The organism is Streptomyces sp. NPDC026659, from assembly GCF_040638245.1.
GTDB lineage: Bacteria > Actinomycetota > Actinomycetes > Streptomycetales > Streptomycetaceae > Streptomyces.
On the sequence record NZ_JBEZXY010000009.1, the window covers coordinates 57630 to 79228 of the forward strand.

21 protein-coding genes are annotated in these 21599 nt (G+C 73.5%); 11 read left to right on the forward strand and 10 right to left on the reverse strand.

Features of this window, described 5'->3' with window-relative positions; all coding sequences use genetic code 11:
• Nucleotides 1–371 precede the first annotated feature (371 nt).
• Nucleotides 372–725 carry a carboxymuconolactone decarboxylase family protein gene (locus tag AB0E91_RS22730; protein ID WP_361784785.1) on the forward strand — a complete coding sequence of 118 codons (354 nt, stop codon included), beginning with the start codon at nt 372–374 and terminating at the stop codon, nt 723–725.
• Nucleotides 726–1033: 308 nt separating this feature from the next.
• Here AB0E91_RS22730 and AB0E91_RS22735 read toward each other — a convergent pair whose 3' ends face one another.
• Together AB0E91_RS22735 and AB0E91_RS22740 are read right to left on the reverse strand one after the other, a co-directional pair.
• Nucleotides 1034–2236, reverse strand: coding sequence for an MFS transporter (locus tag AB0E91_RS22735; RefSeq protein ID WP_361785516.1), 1203 nt, complete (start codon nt 2234–2236; stop codon nt 1034–1036).
• A 205-nt stretch (nt 2237–2441) separates the two neighbouring features.
• Complete coding sequence (locus tag AB0E91_RS22740) at nt 2442–3437, reverse strand: hypothetical protein (protein ID WP_361784788.1); 996 nt, start codon at nt 3435–3437, stop codon at nt 2442–2444.
• Nucleotides 3438–3511: 74 nt separating this feature from the next.
• On the opposite strand from AB0E91_RS22740, the gene AB0E91_RS22745 reads away from it, so the two are divergent.
• Together AB0E91_RS22745 and AB0E91_RS22750 are read left to right on the forward strand one after the other, a co-directional pair.
• The gene (locus AB0E91_RS22745) at nt 3512–3964 is read left to right on the forward strand and encodes a DUF4442 domain-containing protein (protein ID WP_361784791.1); all 453 of its coding nucleotides are present in this window, start codon (nt 3512–3514) and stop codon (nt 3962–3964) included.
• 202 nt (nt 3965–4166) lie between these two features.
• Complete coding sequence (locus AB0E91_RS22750; RefSeq protein WP_361785519.1) at nt 4167–4820, forward strand: DedA family protein; 654 nt, start codon at nt 4167–4169, stop codon at nt 4818–4820.
• Nucleotides 4821–4860: 40 nt separating this feature from the next.
• Here the strand turns inward: AB0E91_RS22750 and AB0E91_RS22755 are convergent, their stop codons facing one another.
• Nucleotides 4861–5388: a gamma carbonic anhydrase family protein gene (locus tag AB0E91_RS22755; protein ID WP_361784794.1), complete on the reverse strand. Its 528-nt coding sequence runs from the start codon at nt 5386–5388 to the stop codon at nt 4861–4863.
• Between the two features lie 174 nt (nt 5389–5562).
• Here AB0E91_RS22755 and AB0E91_RS22760 point away from each other — a divergent pair, with 174 nt between their 5' ends.
• The 3 genes from AB0E91_RS22760 (at nt 5563) to AB0E91_RS22770 (ending at nt 7618) form a co-directional block, all read left to right on the forward strand.
• On the forward strand, nt 5563–6327 hold the full coding sequence (locus AB0E91_RS22760) for an acyltransferase (protein ID WP_361784797.1): 765 nt from the start codon (nt 5563–5565) through the stop codon (nt 6325–6327).
• A gap of 139 nt (nt 6328–6466) precedes the next feature.
• A complete protein-coding gene (locus AB0E91_RS22765) occupies nt 6467–7042 on the forward strand; it encodes an XRE family transcriptional regulator (protein ID WP_361784800.1) in 576 nt (191 codons plus the stop codon).
• 18 nt (nt 7043–7060) lie between these two features.
• Nucleotides 7061–7618: a YbaK/EbsC family protein gene (locus tag AB0E91_RS22770; RefSeq protein ID WP_361784803.1), complete on the forward strand. Its 558-nt coding sequence runs from the start codon at nt 7061–7063 to the stop codon at nt 7616–7618.
• Here the strand turns inward: AB0E91_RS22770 and AB0E91_RS22775 are convergent.
• Together AB0E91_RS22775 and AB0E91_RS22780 are read right to left on the reverse strand one after the other, a co-directional pair.
• Nucleotides 7611–8645: a cation diffusion facilitator family transporter gene (locus tag AB0E91_RS22775; protein WP_361784806.1), complete on the reverse strand. Its 1035-nt coding sequence runs from the start codon at nt 8643–8645 to the stop codon at nt 7611–7613. The two genes, AB0E91_RS22770 and AB0E91_RS22775, sit on opposite strands and share 8 nt — an antisense overlap.
• Before the next feature lie 128 nt (nt 8646–8773).
• Nucleotides 8774–9184 (reverse strand): CoA-binding protein, encoded by a 411-nt coding sequence (locus AB0E91_RS22780; RefSeq protein WP_361784809.1) that lies wholly within the window; start codon nt 9182–9184, stop codon nt 8774–8776.
• 166 nt (nt 9185–9350) lie between these two features.
• Here AB0E91_RS22780 and AB0E91_RS22785 point away from each other — a divergent pair, with 166 nt between their 5' ends.
• Together AB0E91_RS22785 and AB0E91_RS22790 are read left to right on the forward strand one after the other, a co-directional pair.
• Nucleotides 9351–10091, forward strand: a complete 741-nt coding sequence (locus AB0E91_RS22785; RefSeq protein WP_361784812.1) for a hypothetical protein — start codon at nt 9351–9353, stop codon at nt 10089–10091.
• Nucleotides 10088–10603 (forward strand): histidine phosphatase family protein, encoded by a 516-nt coding sequence (locus tag AB0E91_RS22790; RefSeq protein ID WP_361784815.1) that lies wholly within the window; start codon nt 10088–10090, stop codon nt 10601–10603. The genes AB0E91_RS22785 and AB0E91_RS22790 overlap by 4 nt, the downstream gene beginning before the upstream one ends.
• A 23-nt stretch (nt 10604–10626) precedes the next feature.
• On the opposite strand, the gene AB0E91_RS22795 is transcribed toward AB0E91_RS22790, so the two are convergent.
• The gene (locus AB0E91_RS22795; RefSeq protein ID WP_361784818.1) at nt 10627–12609 is read right to left on the reverse strand and encodes an amino acid transporter; all 1983 of its coding nucleotides are present in this window, start codon (nt 12607–12609) and stop codon (nt 10627–10629) included.
• Between the two features lie 162 nt (nt 12610–12771).
• Between AB0E91_RS22795 and AB0E91_RS22800 the strand changes: the two genes are divergently transcribed.
• From AB0E91_RS22800 to AB0E91_RS22810, 3 genes are all read left to right on the forward strand, one after another.
• Entirely contained in the window at nt 12772–13398 is a 627-nt protein-coding gene (locus AB0E91_RS22800) for a YigZ family protein (RefSeq protein WP_361784821.1), read from the forward strand.
• Nucleotides 13399–13521: 123 nt separating this feature from the next.
• Nucleotides 13522–14685, forward strand: a complete 1164-nt coding sequence (locus AB0E91_RS22805) for an exonuclease SbcCD subunit D (RefSeq protein WP_361784823.1) — start codon at nt 13522–13524, stop codon at nt 14683–14685.
• A complete protein-coding gene (locus tag AB0E91_RS22810) occupies nt 14682–17672 on the forward strand; it encodes an SMC family ATPase (protein ID WP_361784826.1) in 2991 nt (996 codons plus the stop codon). Before AB0E91_RS22805 ends, AB0E91_RS22810 begins: the two co-directional genes overlap by 4 nt.
• A 33-nt stretch (nt 17673–17705) precedes the next feature.
• Here AB0E91_RS22810 and AB0E91_RS22815 read toward each other — a convergent pair whose 3' ends face one another.
• The 4 genes from AB0E91_RS22815 to AB0E91_RS22830 form a co-directional block, all read right to left on the reverse strand.
• Nucleotides 17706–18944 carry a cytochrome P450 gene (locus AB0E91_RS22815; protein WP_361784829.1) on the reverse strand — a complete coding sequence of 413 codons (1239 nt, stop codon included), beginning with the start codon at nt 18942–18944 and terminating at the stop codon, nt 17706–17708.
• Between the two features lie 22 nt (nt 18945–18966).
• Nucleotides 18967–20358, reverse strand: coding sequence for an FAD-dependent oxidoreductase (locus AB0E91_RS22820; RefSeq protein WP_361784832.1), 1392 nt, complete (start codon nt 20356–20358; stop codon nt 18967–18969).
• Complete coding sequence (locus AB0E91_RS22825; RefSeq protein WP_361784835.1) at nt 20348–20608, reverse strand: ferredoxin; 261 nt, start codon at nt 20606–20608, stop codon at nt 20348–20350. The genes AB0E91_RS22820 and AB0E91_RS22825 overlap by 11 nt, the downstream gene beginning before the upstream one ends.
• A 162-nt stretch (nt 20609–20770) precedes the next feature.
• Nucleotides 20771–21451, reverse strand: a complete 681-nt coding sequence (locus AB0E91_RS22830; protein WP_361784838.1) for a hypothetical protein — start codon at nt 21449–21451, stop codon at nt 20771–20773.
• Between the last annotated feature and the right edge of the window lie 148 nt (nt 21452–21599).

The window sequence follows — 21599 nt, forward strand, 5'->3', positions numbered from 1 at the left end:
GTCCCTTCGTCGTCCCTCCGGCGGCTCTCCGGAAGGGTCCACGCCCCGGGGCGCGGGCGCCCCGCACCCTCAGGAACGACGACGAGGGCGGGGGAGGGCACCGGGCGGGCGCGCCCGCGGCCGGTCCCGGGACATCGCAGCGCCCCATGCCGTCCATGGTGCGCCGAGAAGCCCCGGTCAGCCAGCCGGGAACCCGTCGCCGCGCCAGGGGTCCCGTGTCCGGCGCGAGTTCGGCCGACCGGCTGACCGCCCGCTCGGCACGCCCCGACGAGTCCTTGGTGGTTAGTCTGGAGGCATGCCGCCGGAGACGGGGGGCCCACGTCCGGTGGGTGGCGGTTCCCGTTCCCCGCAGCACCGGAAGGCGGTTCACCATGGCCACCGCATCTGCCCCCGTGATCGACACGATCGCCGCCATGACCCTCGATTCCCTCGAGCGTTGTCACATGGACGACAACACGCTCATCCTCAGCCGCATCGCCGCGCTCGTGGCGATGGACGCCCCGGCGGTCTCCTACCTGGCGCACATAGACCCCGCGCTCAAGGCCGACTTCACCGCCGAGCAACTGCAGGACCTGCTGATCGCCATCGCCCCCATCGTGGGCACGGCGCGCGTCATGTCGGCGGCGAGCCACATCGCCAAGGCGTTCGGTGTCGCGATCGCGCTGGCCGATGCCGAGGCCGAAGCCATCGCCCGTATCGAGGCCGACAGCCGCAACGCCCGCTGAGGCACGCCCCGGGACAACGCCTCCGGCGGCCGGTCGCGGCACGTCCGCTTCGCGCGATACCGCCCGGCCGCACCGGACCTGAGTCCGGCGACGGAGTCCCACCACGACGGGTCGTCGCTGCGCGCGACGACCCGTCGTGGCCACCGTCGATCGCTGTGTCGCCGTCACCATGCGGCGCCCGGCCGAAAATCCGGGCGTCCCGGGTCCGCGTACCGCTGCGCGCAGGGGAAGGACGAGCTTCTCGAGCTGATGCCCGATCACGCTGATGCCCGATCACGCCTACGGCGAGCCGGCACTTCCCGACGACATCAGACCGCCTGGTGGTCGACTGCGGTCGCCCGGGCCGTGCGCCGGGTCAGGGTGCGGACCTCCGGGACGAGGAGGACGAGGGCGGTCACGAGGACGACCAGGGCCGAGCTGCCCCACAGGGCGGCGGTCAGTCCGACGGCCGACTCGACCGGGCCCGCCAGCGCCGTGGCCAGGGGCATCAGGGCGACCGAGCCGAACCAGTCGTAGGCCGAGACGCGGGAGAGTTTGTCCTCGGGGATCTCCTGGTGGAGGGCGGTCATCCAGGAGACGCCGAAGACCTCCACCGTGGCGCCGGCGAAGAACATGACGCCGTAGAGGGCCTCCACCGGGACCGGTACGGCCAGTGCGGCCGAGGGCAGGGCGAGGGGGAAGACGCAGAGGGTGCCGGTGAACAGCAGGCGGCGGGGTTTCCAGCGGGTCATCAGCAGAGCGCCCACCGCCGTGCCCGCGCCGAAGGCGCCCAGCGCCAGGCCCCAGGGGGCCGCGCCGCCCAGGCTGTCGCGGGCGACGAGCGGGCCGTAGACGGCGTCGGCAGCGCCGACCACCGCGTTGGCGAGGGAGAACTGCGCGACCACGCCCCACAGCCACGGTCGGCCGATGAACTCCCGCCAGCCCTCCCGGAGATCGGCGAGCAGACCGCCGCCCGCGCCCCGCGCCGGGACATGGCTGACGTCGAGGAACGCGCGCAGCGACCCGGCGACCGCGAAGGCCGCAGCGTCCAGCGCGAGTACCCAGCCGGGGCCGACCGCTGCGACGAGCGCGCCGCCGAGTGCGGCACCGCCGAGCGCCGCGCCCTGCGTGGCCATGCGGAACAGAGCGAACGCCCGCCCCGCGTGCTCGGCCTTCACCGAGGACATCAGCATCCCCTCGGCGGCCGGGCTGAAGAACGCCTGTCCGGTGCCGCCGAGCGCGGTGAGCAGCATCATCTGCCACAGCCGGGCCTCGCCGGTCAGGACCAGCAGCGCGAACGCGCCCTGGGAGAGGAAGTTGAGGGCGTTGGCGGCGACCATCACCCGGTGCCGGGGCAGCCGGTCCGCGACGGCGCCGCCCACCAGCAGGAACACCACCAGCGGCAGGGTGCGGGAGGCGGCGACCAGACCCACGTCCGAACTGTCGCCGCCCGCGTCGAGCACCGCGAACGCGGCCGCGATGACCGAGCCGTTGGAGCCGAGCGCGGTGACGACGGCCGCCGCGGTCAGCAGCCGGTAGGTGCGGCCCGTACGGGACGACCCCGATTCCGGCCGGGGGCCGGCGGTGCGATCGGCGGGCTCGGCGGCGGGCGTTCCCTGGGCGGCGGGGTCCGGGGTGGAGGTCACCCGGCGACTATCGCCTCCGGCCGTCGCGCCTGCCAAGCGAGTTCCCCGCCACCCGGGCCGCGCCGCCCGCCCATGTGGTCAGGGCCCCGGCTCAGCTCCCGGTCGGCTGTCCGTGCAGCCGTACCGAACTGAGGATCTTCATGATCGTCGCGGTGTCGACCTCGCCCTTGACGCCCTTGGCGCCGTAGAAGTCGAACGAGACGATGTCGTCCGCCGCGTTCTTGAACGCGAACGAGATCGCCTTGCCGTCGCTCGCGCACTTGCCCGTCTGCGGGGTGTTGCTCGACTGCGCCCACGCGTAGTCGCCCTCGACGCCGGACTTGGTGACGTAGTGCTTGGCCTGCTTGTCGAAGGTGATGCTCTTCTTGTCGGGCTGGGTGTAGCCGCCGTAGATGTACCAGGGCACGCGGGCGACCGCCGCCTGGGCCGTGCTCTTCGCGCCGTTCTCGCCCCGGGTGCCCGCGACCGCCAGTGAGGTGTCGTCGCTGCGGCCGTCCCGGTCGCTGTCGGAGGTGCACCACTTGGACTTGTAGACGGCCGGTGCGGACACGGAGGTGAGCAGCTTGTCGTCGTCGGCGCGGTCCTCCATGAAGTAGGAGGTGTCCACGGACTCCAGCTGCCAGTCCTGCGGCACGTCGAAGGCGGTGCCGAACTTGGGGTTGACGACCGCCTTCCAGCCCGCGATCACCGGCTTCACGGCGCTGTCGTCCCCGCGCGGGTTGTCGTCCGGCGTGGACGCGCTCGTGGACGGGGCGGACGTGGTCGGCTGTGCGGTGCTGCCGCGCTTGCCGTCGTGGGCCTCGTCCTTGCCGGAGTTGCCGAGGACTAGATAGCCGGTCACGGCCGCTGCCACGACCACGGCGGTGGCCGCGACGATCGCGACGACCTTGGTCCGGTTCCCGCCGCCGTTCGGCGGCTGCGGCGGCTGGGGCGCGCCCCACTGCGGCTGCTGCCCGTAGGGGCTGCCCTGCGGGTACTGCTGGTAGCCGGGCTGCTGGTACGGATTCGGCTGCTGATAACCCGGCTGCTGGTACGGGTTCTGCTGCGGGTTCTGCGCGCCCCCTGGCGGCTGCTCTCCTGGCCACATGGCCAGCAACCCTAATGCGCCATGGACATGATTCGGACTGGTCAGGCTCGCTACCCGCCGGTAACATCACGGGCATGACAGTTGAGAGCGCCTCCATGGGCGACATGCTGGCCGCCGCGGTGCCGATGGTGCGGACCCTGAACCTGGAGTTCATCGAGGTCACCCCCGAGCGCGCGGTGCTCCGGCTGCCGGACCAGCCCGAGTACCACAACCACCTCGGCGGACCGCACGCCGGCGCCATGTTCACGCTGGCCGAGTCCGCGAGCGGCGCCATCGTCCTGACCGCCTTCGGTGAGCAGCTCTCGCGCGCGGTGCCGCTCGCGGTGCGCGCCGAGATCGACTACAAGAAGCTGGCCCTCGGCCCGGTCACCGCCACCGCCACCCTGGGCCGCCCGGCGGCCGAGGTCGTCGCGGACCTCGACGCGGGCAAGCGGCCGGAGTTCCCGGTGGCCATCACCATCGAGCGCGAGGACGGTTCCGTCTCCGGCGAGATGACGGTCGTCTGGACCCTGCGGCCGAACGGCTGACGGGTCAGGGTCGACCTCAGGGGCGTGGTCCGGTCGGGCACGCGCCCCTGAGCCGCGCACCGCGCCCCTCATGGCCCGGATCACGCCCCCGGGCGGGTGGAGGCAGGCCGTCCGCCGTCCTCGAACGGGTAGCCTTCCCGGAGAAACCCCTGAAGCAGGCGTGGCCCCCGCGCTCAGGGACGGCGACTGGGAGGAACCGGCGGTGCACGTCCAGGAATGGCTCGACTCGGTGCCCCCGCTCGCCGTCTACGCCGTGGTGGCCCTGGTGATCGGCCTGGAGAGCCTGGGCATCCCGCTTCCCGGCGAGATCGTGCTGGTCTCGGCCGCGCTCATGTCCTCCAGTCACTCCGGCATCGACCCGTTCGTGCTCGGCGCGTGCGCCACCGCCGGTGCCGTCATCGGTGACTCCATCGGCTACGCGATCGGCCGCAAGGGCGGTCGTCCCCTGCTGGCGTGGCTCGCCAGGAAGCTCCCGAAACACTTCAGCGAGGCCCATGTGGCCACCGCCGAGCGGTCCTTCGAGAAGTGGGGCATGTGGGCCGTCTTCTTCGGCCGCTTCGTCGCCCTGCTGCGCATCTTCGCCGGCCCCCTCGCGGGCGTGCTCCAGATGCCCTACTGGAAGTTCCTGATCGCCAACATCCTGGGCGGCATCGTCTGGGCGGGCGGCACCACCGCCGTCGTCCACTACGTCGGCATCGTCGCCGAGGACTGGCTGAAGCGCTTCTCGTACGTGGGTCTCCTGGTGGCCCTCGCCATCGGCGTCGGCTCCCTGCTGATCGTCAGGCGCCGGGCGAAGCGGAACGAGTCCGCCACCGAGAAGACTCCGGAGGCGGAGCCGGTGGGCGCGGGGGACTGACCCCCCGCGCGTCCGTCCTGCCCGCGCGGGACCCCGTACGTCACTCGTGCACGGCCCGGTGCGTCTTCGCCAGCTCCACGTAGAGCGTGCCGTTCAGGGTGACGCCCTGACGCTCCTCCTCCGACAGCGCCCGCTTCACCTTCGCGGGCACCCCCGCCACCAGCGAGCCCGGCGGCACGACCATGCCCTGCGGCACCAGCGCCTGGGCCGCCACCAGGGAACCGGCGCCGATCACCGCGCCGTTCAGGACCGTCGCGCCCATGCCGATCAGACAGTCGTCCTCGACGGTCGCCCCGTGCACCACCGCGTTGTGGCCGATGGAGACGCGCTCCCCCACCGTCAGCGGGAAACCGGGGTCGGCGTGCAGGGTGACGTTGTCCTGGACGTTGGCGTCCGCGCCGACGGCGATCCGCTCCGCGTCACCGCGCACCACCGCGCCGTACCAGACACTCGCCCCCGCGTCCAGCGTGACGTCACCGATCACCGAGGCCGTGGGGGCCACGAAGGCGTCCGGGTCGATCTTCGGCTCCTTGCCGCCGATGCCCACGATCAAGGGCTGGTGCGTCATCCGGTCCACCGTCTCTTCTTCGAGTCGTCGAGGTCGCGAAGCCGCCGTGTCGGCGAGGTCGCGTACCCGCGCACGCTAGTGCATCCCCCTTCTGCCGCAGGGGGCTGTCGTATGGGGTGAAGATCACAGCGGTACGGCCCCTCGCCGGAGGCGACCGGTGAGTAACGTGAGCGCGTGCCGAAGACCGAGAACACCTTCTCTTCCTGGCGGAAGGGCCTCGCCCAGCGGGCCGTCCACGCGGTCTGGGAGTGGGCGCGGCGCACCGGCTCCGTCTCCGCCGAGCACCCCGGCCGCCTCCGCTTCGGCGCGATCGGCGAGGGCACCCGGCTCGCCTTCCCGCTCGGCACCGTCTTCGGCGAGCCCTGGATCAGGCTCGGCGCCTACTGCATCATCGCCGAGCAGGTGACCCTCACCGCCGGGCTCATGCCCGACCTCGACCTCGGTCCGGAGCCGATCCTGCGCATCGGGGACGGCGTGGTCCTCGGCCGCGGCAGCCACGTCATCGCGGACACCTCGGTCACCATCGGCCGCGACTGCTACTTCGGGCCGTACGTCTACGTCACCTCCACCAACCACTCCTACGACGACCCGCACGAGCCCATCGGCCGGCAGTGGCCCCGGATGGAGCCGGTGGAGATCGGCCCCGGCTGCTGGATCGGCACCAACGCGGTGATCCTGCCGGGCGCGCGGATCGGCCGGAACGTGGTCGTCGCGGCCGGTGCGGTGGTGCGCGGCACGGTCCCCGACCACGCCGTGGTCGCGGGCGCCCCCGCCCGGGTGGTGCGCCGCTGGACCCCGGAGGAGGGCTGGCAGCCCCCGCTGCGCACCCCGGCGCCCGTGCCGCCGCCGGACGGGTCGACCCCGGCGCAGTTCCGGGCGCTGGCCGCGCTGGACGAGGAGCAGATCGAGCGGCTGGCCCGGCTGGACGCGGAGGGCTGATCCCGGGTACCGGTGCCGCCCGGCGCCGTATCCCGCCGCTGCCCGTCGGTCGCCCGCAGTACAGTGCGGTGTACGACGGGGTGCAGCGCACCGGCCCCGCACTCCTCCTGCCGAACCCGCTGGACCCAATGGACGTGATGTGTCGGACCTCGACCTGCTGACCCAGTCCCTGGCGCGCAACGTCAGACGCTGGCGCACCGAGCGCGGCTTCACCCTGGACACGCTGGCCGCCCGTGCCGGGGTCAGCCGGGGCATGCTGATCCAGATCGAGCAGGCCCGTACCAACCCCAGCATCGGCACGGTCGTCAAGATCGGGGACGCGCTCGGCGTGAGCGTGCCCACGCTGCTCGACTACGAGCGCGGGCCGCGGGTCCGGGTCGTCGCCGCCGAGCAGGCGGTCCGCCTGTGGCACACGGACGCGGGCAGCTACAGCCGGCTGCTCACCGGCACCGAGGCGCCAGGGCCGCTGGAGCTGTGGGACTGGCGGCTCATGCCCGGCGAGAGCAGCCCCTCCGACCCGCACCCCACCGGCACGGTCGAACTGGTCCACGTCACCTCGGGCGAGCTGACCCTCACGGTGGACGGCACACCGCACCGCGTACCGGCCGGGGCGAGCGCCACCTTCGAGGCCAACAGCCCGCACACGTACGGCAACGAGGGCGACGTACCCATGGAGATGGTCATGACCGTCTCCGTGCCTCCCGTGCGCCCGTAACGCTGTTAGCGTGCCGCCATGCGCGCCCCCATCGGAAACTTCGACACCGCCCTCCCCGCTCCGGACGCCCTCGACCGGCTGACCGCGCCCGTCGCCGCCGCCGTACGCGACTGGCAGGGCAAGACCCCGGCCGACCGGATCGTCTACGTGGACACCGACCCGCGCTGGGCGGACACCGCCGTCTTCGTCGAGCACTACGGCGCCGACCTGCTGGAGCGGTCGGCCAACTGCGTGGTGGTCGCGGGCAAGCGGGGCGGCGAGACCACGCTCGCCGCATGCCTGGTGCTCTCCACCACCAAGGCCGACGTCAACGGCGTGGTGCGCCGCCAACTGGGCGCCCGCAAGGCGTCGTTCGCCCCGATGGACACGGCGACCGGCGAGACCGGCATGGAGTACGGCGGCATCACGCCCATCGGACTGCCCGACAGCTGGCCGCTGTTGGTGGACTCCGCCGTCGTGGAACTGCCGTACGTGCTCGTCGGCAGCGGGCGCAGGCAGGGCAAACTCCTCGTGCCCGGCGCGGTGTTCGCGGAACTGCCGGGCGCCGTGGTGATCGAGGGGCTCGGCCTCAACTGAGCCGGACCGGCACGTGGTGGGCGAGCGGCAGATGCGGGTCGCTCTCGCCGGGCACCGGTGCCGGATCGGCGTGCACCAGGGCGGCGGTGAGCCCGGGTACGGCGTGCAGCAGGGCGTGTTCGGCCGCCACGGCGACCGCGTGCGCCTCGCGTGCGGTGGCCTCCCCGTCCACCAGGACGGCCAGTTCGGCCCGCAGCCGGTGCCCGATCCAGCGCATCCGCAGCTCGCCCACCCCGCGTACGCCCGGCACCTCCCGCGCCGCACGCTCGGCCCGGTCGACCAGCTCCGGATCGACCGCGTCCAGCATCCGCCGCAGCACCTCGCGGGCCGCGTCCCGCAGGACGAGGACGATCGCCGCCGTGATGGCGAGCCCCACCAGCGGGTCCGCCGCGCTCCAGCCGAGCGCCGAGCCCCCGGCGCCGACCAGCACGGCCAGGGAGGCGAACCCGTCGGTGCGGGCGTGCAGCCCGTCCGCCACCAGCGCGGCCGAGCGGATCTCCCGGCCCACGCGTACCCGGTACCGGGCCACCCACTCGTTGCCGAGGAAGCCCACAAGGGCGGCCCCCGCGACGGCGGGCAGGTGCTCCACCGGGCGCGGGTCGAGCAGCCGCTCCACCGCCGCCCAGGCGGTGAACACGGCGGAGGCGGCGATGGTCAGCACGATCACGAGTCCGGCCAGGTCCTCGGCCCGCCCGTAGCCGTAGGTGAACCGCCGGGTCGCCGCCCTGCGCCCGAGCAGGAACGCGATGGCGAGCGGCACGGCCGTCAGCGCGTCCGCCGCGTTGTGCACGGTGTCCCCGAGCAGCGCCACCGACCCCGAGACGACCACCACCACCGCCTGCGCCAGCGCGGTTGCCCCGAGCACGGCCAGCGACACCCACAGCGCCCGCAGCCCGCGCGCCGAGGACTCCAGGGCCGGGTCGGTCCGGTCGGTGGTGGCGTGCGAGTGCGGGGTGAGGAGGTGGGCGAGCCGGTGGAGCGGGCCCGCGTGAGGAGCGTGACGGTGACGAGAGTGACGGTGGCTCACGGCGGTCCCCTTCCGTCGGGCGGCGCCTGGACGTGCCGCGCCCACGGGGACATTGTGGACGCGAACGCCCAAACATGCACCTGTCACCTGCATATGGTGCGCAGGCGCGAGACCCGCGCCGGATCGTGTCAGAGGCCCAGCCGGGGGATCTCGATCGCCGGGCACGCGTCCATGACCATGCTCAGGCCCGCCGCCCGCGTCCGGTCGTACGCCGCCTCGTCCACGACGCCGAGCTGGAACCAGACCGCCCGCGCGCCCTTGGCCACCGCCTCGTCGGCGACCGCGCCGGCCAGGTCGCTGTTGACGAACACGTCCACCACGTCCACCTCGAAGGGGATGTCCGCGAGCGAGGCGTAACCCTGTTCGCCGTGCACCGTCTCGGCCTTCGGATGCACCGGCACGATCCGCTTGCCGAACCGCTGGAGCACCTGCGCCACGCCGTACGCGGCCCGGTTCCGGTTGCCGGACAGGCCGACCACCGCCCAGGTGTCGCCCAGCTCGGTCAGGATGCTGCGGATCGTCGCCTCGTCGCCGTACACGGCGGCCTCCTCGGTTCTCGGCGGAACGGTGCCGTGGGCTCGAACAACGCCCCGAGCGCGCCGATTCCCCCGCCCCGGACACGATGAGACCGCTCATCCGATAACGACGTGGCCCAAATCGGCGCAAGGTGCTGCGTTCGGGCGTTCGCACGCCTACGCTCGCTGCGTGCTGCGCATCCTCGACGCCCGGACCGGTGAGCCCGTCCCCGCCACCCCCGCCCGCCGCGGGCTGACCCGCGTCGAGGCCCATGTGCCCGGCCTGGACCTGACCGCGCTACGGGTCCTGCTCACTGCCGACCTCCTCGTGCGCGCCCTGGAACTGGCGGGGACCCCGCTGTGGACCCTGCTCAGCGCGCCCCGCGAGCAGGCCGAGCTGCGCACCGCCGGGACCACTCTCGGCATCCGCCCCTTCGAGGACAGCCGCGACCTGGCCTCGGGGCTCGGCGAGGCACAGACCGTGCACGTGCTGAGCGAGGACGGTTCCGCTCCCGGCGCCGGGCCGGTGCTCGCCGTCGCCCCGGTGGAGTGGACGGGGACGGCCGAAGAACCCCTTCCCGAGCTGCTCGACGAACCCGACGCCCTCCGCCTCGCCCTGCTCTCCGTCCCGCGCACCCGACCGGTCCAACTGGACCGCGCGACGCTGGACGAGGCCGCGCGGACCGTCGCCCGGTGGCGCTCCGACGTGGCCGGCTGGGCGCACCGGCCCTCGCGCCCGGTGCCGGACGAGGTACGGACGCGGCTGCGCGCGGCCTGGGAGGACGACCTCGACCTGCCGGGCGTGCTGACCGTGCTGCGCGAGGTCGCCCAGGCACCCGGGGTGCCCGACGGCGCCCGCTTCGAGACGTACATGTACGCCGACCGGCTCCTCGCCCTCGACCTCGCGAGCGGCCTGGGCGGCACGGCGTGAGCGGACCGGCACGCCGTCTGATCGTGCTGCGGCACGCCAAGTCCGCCTGGCCCGAGGGGATTCCGGACCACGACCGCCCGCTCGGCCCGCGCGGTCTGCGGGACGCCCCCGCCGCCGGACGGGCGCTGGACCCACCCGACCTCGCCCTGTGCTCCACCGCCGTACGGGCCCGCCGCACCTGGGAACTGGCCGCCGCCGAGTGGGCCGTACCGCCGCCGGTGCGCTTCGAGCGGCGGATCTACGAGGCTGCCCCGGCCCGGCTGCTCGAGGTCGTGCGCGAGACGCCGCCCGAGGTGCGGACCCTGCTGCTGATCGGGCACAGTCCCGGACTCGAGGGGCTGATCGCGGGGCTCGCGGGGGAGGCGGAGGGCGACACCCTGGAGCGGGTACGGGCCAAGTTCCCCACCTCGGCCCTCGCGGTGCTGGACTGGGCGGGCCCCGACTGGACGGCGCTCGCCCCCGGCACGGCCCGGCTGACCTCGGTCACGGTCCCGCGCGGGCAGAAGGCGTAGCCCCGATTCCGGTGGACGTGGAGTCAGCCCACGTGCACCCAGGGCCTGCGCTCCTGGTCCGGCTCCGCGCGGCGCAGGACCTCGCGGGTGACCGGGGCCGACTCGCCGTTGCCGAAGACCAGGAAACGGACGAGATGGCTGACCGGGTTGCCCTCGGTCCAGTTGAAGTAGACGTGCGGGGGCTTCCCCGTGCGGTCGCGCAGGGCGAGCAGGACGGCCGCGATGGTGTTGGGCACCGTGGGCCCGTCCGCGCGCAGCCGCCGTACCCCGTGCTTCTCGTCGCCGTGCACGGTGATCTCGGCGGTGAAGTCCGAGGAGTCGCGCACGAACACCTCCAGGAAGATCACGTCGGCACCCTTGGGCAGCCGGGTGTGCTCGCGCTGCTCCTGTTCCTTGGCGCGGTACTCCCGTTTGCTGTGCTCCTGCGGCTCGTTGGCGATCAGCTGGAGCGGGCCGTGCTCGGCGGCGGTGTCGATGATCCGCAGCGCGGCCTCGTCGAAGACCACGTCGGTGGCGCGCAGTTCGAAGGCGCGGTGCACGCGCGAGCCGAAGGAGGTGAGCATGATCGCCACGATGAAGATGGACGCGATCTTGATGCCGTCGGGCCGCTCGATCACATTGAGGACCAGCGTGTACACGAACACGGCGGTGATCAGCCCGAAGCCGATGGTGGCCGCCCGGTGGTGGCGCCGGTGCACGGCGACCGTCGAGGCGAAGGCCGCCGACAGCATCAGGACCAGCACGCCGGTGGCGTAGGCGCCGCTCTGCGCGTCCACGCTCGCGTGGAACCAGAGGGTGATCAGCACCGCCGCGACCAGGAAGACCAGCACCAGCGGGCGTACGGCCCGGGTCCACTCCGGGGCCATGCCGTAGCGGGGGAGGTAGCGCGGGACGAGGTTGAGCAGGCCCGCCATGGCGGAGGCGCCCGCGAACCACAGGATGGCGATGGTGGAGAGGTCGTAGACCGTCCCGAAGATCTCGCCCAGGTACTTGTGGGCCAGATAGGCGAGGGCGCGGCCGTTGGCCGGGCCGCCGGACTCGAAGTCCTCCTGCGGGATGAGGATCGTCGTCGCCAGGCTGGACAGGAGGAGCAGACAGCTCATGATCAGCGCGGCGGTGGTCAGCAGCTTGCGGGCGCCCCGGATACGGCCCGCCGGGTTCTCCCAGGTGTCCGTGGGGGCGCCCTTGATCTGCGGCATCACCGCGACACCGGTCTCGAAGCCGGACATGCCGAGGGCGAGCTTGGGGAAGACCAGCAGGGCCACGCCCACCATGGCGAGCGGGGAGGAGTGCGCGGTGGTCATCGCGTGCGTCCAGTCGGAGATCCGGACCGGGCGGCTGAGGACCTCGTAGGCACAGACGGCGAGCACGACCACGTTGAGTGTGAGGTAGGTGGCCACCAGGGTGACCGCGATCCCGATGGCCTCCTTGAAGCCCTTGAGGAAGACCGCGCCGAGCAGCCCGATCAGCACGAGCGTGATCCAGGTGTTGGCGCCCTCGATCCAGTGCGGGGCGAACGGGTTCTCCAGCACGTGCGCGGCCGCGTCCGCCGAGGACAGCGTGATCGTGATCATGAAGTCGGTCGCCGCGAACCCCAGCAGCACGAGGACCAGGATCTTCCCCGACCACCAGGACAGCAGCCGCTCCAGCATGGCGATGGAGCCCTCGCCGTGCGGGCTCTCGTGCGCCACCCGGCGGTAGACCGGCAGCGCGCCGAACAGGGTCAGCGCGATCAGCACGAGGGTGGCCAGCGGGGAGAGCGTCCCGGCCGCGAGGGCGGCGATGCCGGGCTGGTAGCCGAGCGTGGAGAAGTAGTCGACACCGGTCAGACACATCACCCGCCACCACGGGTGGCCCTCCTGGTCCGGGCGCGGGGTGCGGTGCGGCCCCGGATGCCGGGCGGTCTGCTCGCTCAGGCCCTCGAGGAGCCAGGCCCGGCACCGGGCGAGCACGCCGTGCCGCCCGGGAGCACCGGTGGCGTCGGGGTGCACGGGGACGCGGGTCATACGGTGCCGACGTGGGCGTGGACGGGGACGCGGGTCATACGGTGCTGCCTCCTCGGACGGTGACCGGGACGCCGGCCGCCTGATCGCCCGACGCGTATGTCCCGCATCCTCACCCGCACACCGGGGCGCGGGCCAGTGCGGCGCTCCGCATAGGCTGGCGGGATGCAGGACGAGTACCGCACCGTGGCCCGCGCGGGCACGCACGAGACCGAGATCAACCGCTCCCGCTTCCTGTGCGCGCTCGCCCCGGCAGCCACCGAACAGGAGGCGCAGGAGTTCGTCGCGGCCGTCCGCAAGGAGCACGCCGACGCCACGCACAACTGCTGGGCCTATGTCATCGGCGCCGACGCCTCCGTGCAGAAGGCCAGCGACGACGGCGAACCCGGCGGCACCGCCGGGCTGCCCATGCTCCAGATGCTGCTGCGCCGCGACATGCGGTACGTCGTCGCCGTCGTCACCCGCTACTACGGCGGCGTGAAGCTCGGCGCGGGCGGACTGATCCGGGCCTACGGGGGCGCGGTCGGCGAGGCCCTGGACGCGGTCGGCGCCCGCACCCGGCGCCGGTACCGGCTCGCCACGGTCACCGTCGATCACCAGCGCGCGGGCAAGGTGCAGAACGATCTGCGCTCCACGGGCCGCGAGGTGCGGGACGTGCGCTACGGCGAGGCGGTCACGATCGAGATCGCGCTGCCGGACGCCGACGTGGCCGCCTTCCGGGGCTGGCTCGCGGACGCGACGGCGGGGACGGCGGTTTTCGAGCTGGGCGGCGAAGCGTACGGCGACGTCTGAGCAGGGGAAGCGGCTGACAGCGCCCGGCAATTGAGATAAAACGGGCATAACGGTCAAGTGTGGGGCGGTCGGTACGCAAGCGGCGGAGCCCGTTGTCGGACCCTCCCGTTAGTCTCGGGAGTCATGAGACTCCTGCACACCTCCGACTGGCATCTCGGCCGGTCCTTCCACCGGGTGAACATGCTCGGTGCGCAGGCCGAGTTCATCGGCCACCTCGTCGACGCCGTGCGCGCGCACGCCGTGGACGCCGTGGTCGTGTCGGGGGACGTGTACGACCGCGCGGTGCCGCCGCTCGCCGCCGTCGAGCTGTTCGACGACGCCCTGCACCGCCTCGCCGACCTCGGCGTGCCCACGGTGATGATCTCCGGCAACCACGACTCCGCCCGCCGCCTCGGCGTCGGCGCCGGACTCATCGACCGCGCGGGCATCCATCTGCGCACCGAGCCCTCCGCCGCGGGCACCCCGGTCGTCCTGTCGGACGCCCACGGCGAGGTCGCCTTCTACGGCCTGCCCTACCTCGAACCCGCCCTCGTCAAGGACGAGTTCGGGGTGACCAAGGCAGGGCACGAGGCCGTGCTCGCCGCCGCCATGGACCGGGTCCGCGCCGACCTCGCCGCGCGCCCGTCCGGCACCCGCTCCGTCGTCCTCGCCCACGCCTTCGTCACCGGCGGCCAGGCCAGCGACAGCGAGCGGGACATCACCGTCGGGGGAGTGGCCGCCGTACCCGCCGGGGTCTTCGACGGCGTCGACTATGTCGCCCTCGGCCATCTGCACGGCTGCCAGACCCTCACCGAGCGCGTCCGCTACTCCGGCTCCCCGCTCGCCTACTCCTTCTCCGAGGCCGACCACCGCAAGAGCATGTGGCTCGTCGACCTCGCCGCCGACGGCGCGGTCACCGCCGAACGTCTCGACTGCCCGGTCCCGCGCCCGCTCGCCCGTATCCGGGGCACCCTGGACGACCTGCTGGCCGACCCTCGCCTGGACGGCCACGAGGACGCCTGGGTCGAGGCCACCCTCACCGACGCGATCCGTCCCGCCGACCCCATGGCCCGGATCGCCGCCCGCTTCCCGCACACCCTCAGCCTCGTCTTCGACCCCGAGCGCGCCCCCGACGACCCCGCCGTCTCCTACGCCCGCCGCCTCGCCGGACGCGACGACCAGCAGATCGCCGAGGACTTCGTCGCCCATGTGCGCGGCGCCGGACCCGACCCGCGCGAGGCGGCCGTCCTGCGCGACGCCTTCGACGCCGTACGCGCCGACGACACCGTGCGGGAGGTGGCCCGGTGAGGCTGCACCGACTCGACATCACCGCCTTCGGCCCCTTCGGCGCCACCCAGAGCGTCGACTTCGACGCCCTCTCCGCCGCCGGACTCTTCCTGCTCCACGGCCCGACCGGCGCCGGGAAGACCTCCGTCCTGGACGCCGTCTGCTACGCCCTCTACGGCTCCGTCCCCGGCGCCCGGCAGAACGGCCAGGGCACCCACCTGCGCAGCGACCACGCCGAGCCGGGCACGCGCACCGAGGTCCGCCTCGAACTCACCGTCTCGGGGCGCCGCCTGGAGATCACCCGGCAGCCTCCGTGGGCGCGGCCCAAGAAGCGCGGCACCGGCACGACGCTCGACAAGGCCCAGACCTGGCTGCGCGAGTACGACGCCGAGCGCGGCGCATGGAAGGACCTCAGCCGCTCCCACCAGGAGATCGGCGAGGAGATCACCCAGCTGCTCGGCATGAGCCGCGAGCAGTTCTGCCAGGTCGTGCTGCTGCCCCAGGGCGACTTCGCCCGCTTCCTGCGCGCGGACGCCGAGGCACGCGGCAAGCTGCTCGGGCGCCTCTTCGACACCCTGCGCTTCGCGGAGGTGGAGAAGCGGCTCGCGGAACGGCGCCGGGCAACCGAGGCACGGGTGCGCGAGGCCGACACCGCCCTGCTCGCCGACGCCCACCGGATGCAGCAGGCCGCGGGCGGTGCCATGGAGCTGCCCGACCTCGCCCCCGGCGACCCCGGGCTCGCCGGTGCCGTTCTCGCGGCCGCCGCCGTCGCGCGCAGCGCCGCCCGCGAACGCCTCACCATCGCCCACTGCTGGTTGACCGCCGCTGAGTCCGTCCACGTCGGCGCCCAGCGGGAGCTGGCCGAGACGCGTGAACTCGCCCGTGCGCAGGCCAGGTTCACCGAGGCACGGCAGCGGGCCGCGCGGCTGGAGGAGCGCTCCGGAGAACACCGGGCGGCCCAGCAGCGCATGGAGCGCGGCCGCAAGGCCGAGACCGTCGCCCCGGCCCTCGACCTGCGCCGGGACGCCGTGAGCCTCCACGAGAAGGCGGTCCGCGCCGAGGAACACGCCCGGCGGCCGCTGCCCGAGGAGCACGCCGAGGCCGACGTGACCGGGCTCGCGGCAGCGGCTCGTCGTGCCGCCGAGGAACTGGGCGGACTCGACTCCGCCCGGCGCGCGGAGGGGCGGCTCACCCAGCTCCTCGCCGAGCGCGCCGGACTCGACCGCCAGGAGCGCGAGGACGAGCACGCGCTGCGCGAGGCGGACGCCTGGCTCGGCGGGTGGGAGGGGCTGCGGGCCGGGCTTCAGCAGCGGATCGACGCCGCCGGAGAGGCGGCGGTGCGGGCGGAGCAGCTCGGTGCGCGCCGCGAGCCTGCCCGGCGACGGGTGGACGCGGCTCGGCGGCGGGACGCGCTGACGGAGCAGGTGGAGGCCGCCGACCGGCAGGCTTTCGAGTCGGGTCGGCGCGCGGGCGACCGGCGTCAGGACTGGCTCGACCTCAGGGAACAGCGCCTGAACGGCATCGCCGCCGAACTCGCCGCCCACCTCACCGACGGCGAGCCCTGTGCCGTCTGCGGCGCCACCGAACACCCCGCCCCGGCCCGCAAGGACGCCGGGCACGTGGACCGTGAGGCGGAGCAGCGTGCCTTCGACGCGCATCAGGAGGCCGAGGAGGAGCACGCGCGCGACAAGCACCGCACGGTGGAACTCCGGTCCGCTCTGGACACGGTCACCACCGAGGCCGGTGACACCCCCGCCGACCGGCTCGCCACCGAACTCCACGACCTGGAGCGCGAGTTCGAGCAGGCCCGGCGCGAAGCCTCTGCCCTGCACGCCGCCCAGGAAGAGCTGCGCCGGGCCGAACGCGAACGCGAACAGCGCCTGGAGGCCCGTCAGGGTGCCGCCGTGCGCACCGCCTCCCGCGTCACCCGGCGCGAGACCCTGGAGCGCGAACAGGTCACTCTCGAAGAGGAGTTGGCCCGAGCGCGCGGAGCCGCCGCCAGCGTGGCCGACCGGGCCGCCCAACTGGAGCGCCGCGCCGCCCTGTTGACCGGTGCCGCCGATGCCGTCCGGGCCGCCGACGAGGCCGCCACGCGTCTGAAGGAGGCCGACGCCCGCCTGGCCGACGCCGCCTACCGCGCGGGCTTCGACACCCCGGCCGCCGCTGCCGCCGCCCTGCTCGACCCCGCCGCCCACCGTGAGCTGCAACTCCGCCTGGACGCCTGGCAGTCGGAGGAGACCGCCGTACGGGTCGCACTGGCCGAGCCCGAGACGGCGCGGGCCGCTCAGCAGCCGCCCGCCGACACGGCCGCCGCCGAACAGCGTGCCGCCGGGGCGGAACGCCGGATGCGCGAGACAGCCTCCGCCCGCGACGCCGCCCAGCGGGCCACCGCCGAGCTGGACCGGCTCTCCGCCCACGCGGAGGACGGCGCCCGCCGTCTCGCCCCGCTGCGCGAGGAGTACGACCGGGTGGCCCGGCTCGCCGGCCTCACCGCGGGCACCTCCGCCGACAACGAGCGCAGGATGCGCCTGGAGTCGTACGTCCTCGCCGCCCGCCTTGAACAGGTCGCCGCCGCCGCGACCGCCCGGCTGCGGATGATGTCCTCGGGGCGCTACACCCTCGTCCACTCCGACGACCGCAGCGGACGCGGGCGCAGCGGGCTCGGGCTGCACGTCGTGGACGCCTGGACCGGCCGCGAGCGGGACACCGCGACCCTGTCCGGCGGCGAGACCTTCTTCGCCTCGCTCGCGCTCGCCCTCGGCCTCGCCGACGTGGTCACCGACGAGGCGGGCGGGGTCCGCCTGGACACCCTGTTCATCGACGAGGGCTTCGGCAGCCTCGACGACCAGACCCTGGACGAGGTCCTGGACGTCCTGGACTCCCTGCGCGAACGCGACCGCAGCGTCGGCATCGTGAGCCATGTGGCCGACCTGCGGCGCCGTGTCCACGCCCAACTGGAGGTGGTCAAGGGGAGGTCGGGGTCCACGCTGCGGCAGCGGGGGGTGTGAGAAACCCGGTTCCTCAGGACCGTACGCCCGGGCTCAGGGCCGTACGCCTTCGAAGGCGATGCCCAGATGGCGCGGCCCGCGCAGCACCGCGTTCGGCCGGTACGGCGGCGGGTCCTCCACCAGCCGGGGCCCTTCGAGCCGCCGTGCCAGCTCGGCCAGCGCGATCTGGGTCTCCAGCCGGGCCAGCGGGGCGCCGAAGCAGCTGTGGATGCCGCTGCCGAAGCCCAGATGCTGGAGGTCCTCGCGGTCCGGGTCGAAGCGCTCGGGATCCTTGAACCGCTCGGGGTCGCGGTTGCCCGCCGCCAGCATCAGCCAGATCCGCGAGCCCGCCGGAATCCGCACCCCGCGTACCTCGATGTCGGTGATGCAGGTGCGCTGGGGCACGAGCTGCACGGGCGGCTCGTAGCGCAGCAGCTCCTCCACGATGTTGGGGGCCAGGTCCGGGTCCTCGCGCAGCCGGTGCAGGATCTCGGGGTGGCGCAGCAGGGTCAGCATGCCGTTGGTGATCAGGTTGACCGTGGTCTCGTGGCCCGCGATCAGCAGCAGCACGGCGGTGCTGAGGATCTCCATCATGGTCATGGTGCCGTCCGGCCCCCTGTGCGTGGCCAGGTCGGACAGCATGTCGTCGCGCGGCTCCTTGGTCCGCTCCTCCACCAGCCCGGCCAGATACATGCCGAGCTGCATCCGCGCCTCCTGCGCGGTCTTCACGAACTCCGGGTCCGCCCCCTGCCGGGTGTCCGGGTCCAGGCTCGCCACCAGCGGGTCCACCCAGGCCCGGAAGCGCGGCTCGTCCTCACGGGGCACGCCGAGCAGCCGGCAGATCACCGTCACCGGGAAGGGGTACGCGAACTGGTCCACCAGGTCGATCTCCCGGGCGTCCCCGAACCCGTCGATCAACTCGGCCACGATCGAGTGGAGTTCGGGCCGCATGTCGTCGATCCTGCGCGGCTTGTCCGGCGGCCCGAAGGCGCTGTTGGTCATGCGCCGCAGCCGGTCGTGCTCCGGCGGGTCAAGGCGGATGAAGGACGGCGGCAGTCCCGTGTTCTCCGCCTGGTTCAGTTCGTCGGCCCCCGCCGCCGCCAGATTGGCCGCGTCGGAGCTGATCCGGGGATCGTGCAGCAGGCTCTCGATGTCCCAGTACGAGCTGATGACGTAGGGGTCGCCCTCCTCCTCGTGCAGCACCGGGGTGCGGCGCAGCTCCGCGTAGAGGGGGTACGGGTTCGCGCGGTTGGCGAAGTCGGTGATCTGGCGCACCAGCGAGGCTCGCGTCATGGCAGGTCCTTCGGGCGTGCGGTCAGTGGTGGCCGGGGGTGAAGACCAGGCGGCGGTCGGCCGGGGAGTAGCCGCTGAGGGTCACGGTCGGGCCGTGCGTCGGCAGCGAGGGGTCGGGGAAGTCGGAGGGCACCGCCCGCCGCCCCTCGGGACGCCGGTCCATCGTCGGATGGTCGGCCGGGAAGGGGGCGCCCTGCTCGATCTGCCGCTGGTAGTACTCCAGCCAGCGCGCGTTGTCGAAGGACACCGCCGCCACGATCCGGCCCTTGTAGCCGTAGACGCCGACGAACCGGCGCTCCGCCGTCGACCCCTGGGTGATCATCAGCTGGTCGCCCATGGGCGGCACGCCCACCGACTTGATGTTCACCCCGAACTGGGAGGACCAGAAGGCGGGCATCCACATGTGGGGGCGCCGGTCATAAGGCGGGCAGATCATGTTGTGCGCGGCCGTCTCCGCCTGTGCGACCGCGTTGCCCCAGTGTTCCAGCGACAGGAACTGGTAACCGAACAGCGGATGCGGGGAGCGGGCCACGTCACCGGCCACGAACACGTCGTCGGTGACGATGCCCCGGAAGTCGAAGGCACGGCAGCCCGCGTCGCTCGCGATGCCGCGCGGTCCCGCGCCGATCCCGGACCCGGTCAGCCACTCGGTGTTGCGCAGCGAGCCCAGCGAGACGACCACGACATCCGCCTCGACCACGCTCTCGTCCGACAGATGCACCGCACGGACCCGGCCGACCGAGTCGCCCTCCAGCGCGGTCACGGTGACATGGGTGCGCAGGTCCACGCCGTTCTCCTGGTGGAGCTCGGCGGCGACGGCCCCGATCACCCCGCCGAGCGCGCCCACGAGCGGCCCGCCCGCGCGTTCGGCGACGGTCACCTCCAGGCCCATCTCCCGGCAGGCCGAGGCGACTTCGGACCCGGCGAACCCGGCGCCGATCACCACGACCCGGCGGGCCCCGGAGCGCAGCCGGTCGCACAGCGCGGTCGCGTCGTCCCGGGTGCGCAGCACGAACACACCGTCCAGCTCGGCCTCCTCCTCCTTGGGCCAGGGCCGGGCGCGCACACCGGTCGCGATCAGCAGCCGGTCGTACTCCACCTCCTCGCCGTCGGCGAGCAGCACCCGTTTGCCGGTCAGGTCGAGACCGGCCGCCGGGACACCGAGCCGCCACTCCGCGTCCAGGTCCCGCCGCCGGGGCAGCTCGGTGTGCTGCGGGGACGCCTTGCCGAGCAGCACCGATTTCGACAGCGGCGGCCGGTCGTAGGGCTCGTACGGCTCGTCGCCGATCAGGGTCAGCGCGCCGGTGAAGCCCTCCTCGCGCAGTGTCTCGGCCACGCGCAGCCCGGCCAGCGAGGCGCCGACGATGACGATGCGGCCCTCGCGGCGCAGCCAGTCCACGTGGTCAGCGGCCATCGGACAGCTCCCGGGCGGCTCCGGCGGCCACCCACGCGTCCTCGGCGGCGGCGCCCCGGTGCAGACCCTCCACGGTGATCGCCTGGACCGGGCAGGCGGCGGCCGCCCGCGCGACCGCGTCCCGTTCCTCGTCGGCGGCGCGCGGGTTGTAGAGCAGCGCCTCGTTGCCGTGCATGGTGAAGACGTCGGGGGCCAGGAAGGCGCACTGGGCGTATCCCTGGCACTTGTTGAGATCGACGACGATCCTCATCGACGCTCCGCTCTCTTCCGGTGGCCAGGTCCGGTGTGCCCCGCCTTCTCGCACGGCACGCGGTCCCGGACGGCGGTCGTCCCCCGCCCGCCAGCATGGAAGCGGAGCGCACCCGGCCGCGCGCCGGGAGCCGCCGATCGGGTGAACGGACCCGGAGGGCCCTCAAGGGGTGCCCGCGGCCCGCCGACGCCCGCCCACCACGAGGATGTGGGCGCTCAGCACCAGCGACCAGGCGGGGAAGACCAGCTCCGCCCAGGGCACGTTCGAGGAGACGAAGAGCAGGACCAGCGCGGTCAGCGAACTCAGCACGACCAGCCAGCGCGGCAGTACACCCAGCCGCTTGCCGATCACGGACATCGACGACACGAAGACGGCCGCCATCCGCATCGCGTACTCGGTCATCAGCCCGTAGGCGAACTGCCGGCCGAAGTCCCAGGTCTCCGGCGACGGCGTACTGCCCGCCGGGTGCGACACCGCCAGCACGGCGGACGCCGCCGCGGCCGCGCCGAACAGGGTGGCGGTGAAGACCACACCGCTGCCGAGCAGCACGGTCGCGAGGAACCGGTCCTCGACCTCACCCACATGGGCGCGCACCGCGCCGAGGAACCAGAGGAAGAAGATGCCGGCGAACGGGATCAGTGCCAGTGCCGTCTGCACCGCAGTGCGCCGCTCCGGGTCGGTGAACCCCTGGGCGGACGCCGCGTCGGCGCCCTCGGGGATGCCGAGCCGCATCAGCACGATCGTCGCCGCGAGGAGCAGCGCGAACACCACCCCGGCGAGCCCGGCCGCGCGCGGGGTCTCCAGCACCTCCCGGCCCGGCCCCCTGCGCCCCTTGACCTGCATGAGCGGCCCACCTCCCGAGCGACGGCCCCCGCACCAGCAAGCAGCCGGTGCGCGGGACCGCGCCAGCGGGAGGGGGCCGTACGGCCGAGCGGGACGCCCGCGCGGGTACGGCCGAGCGCGACCCCCGGCCGTACGACCGCTCACTCCT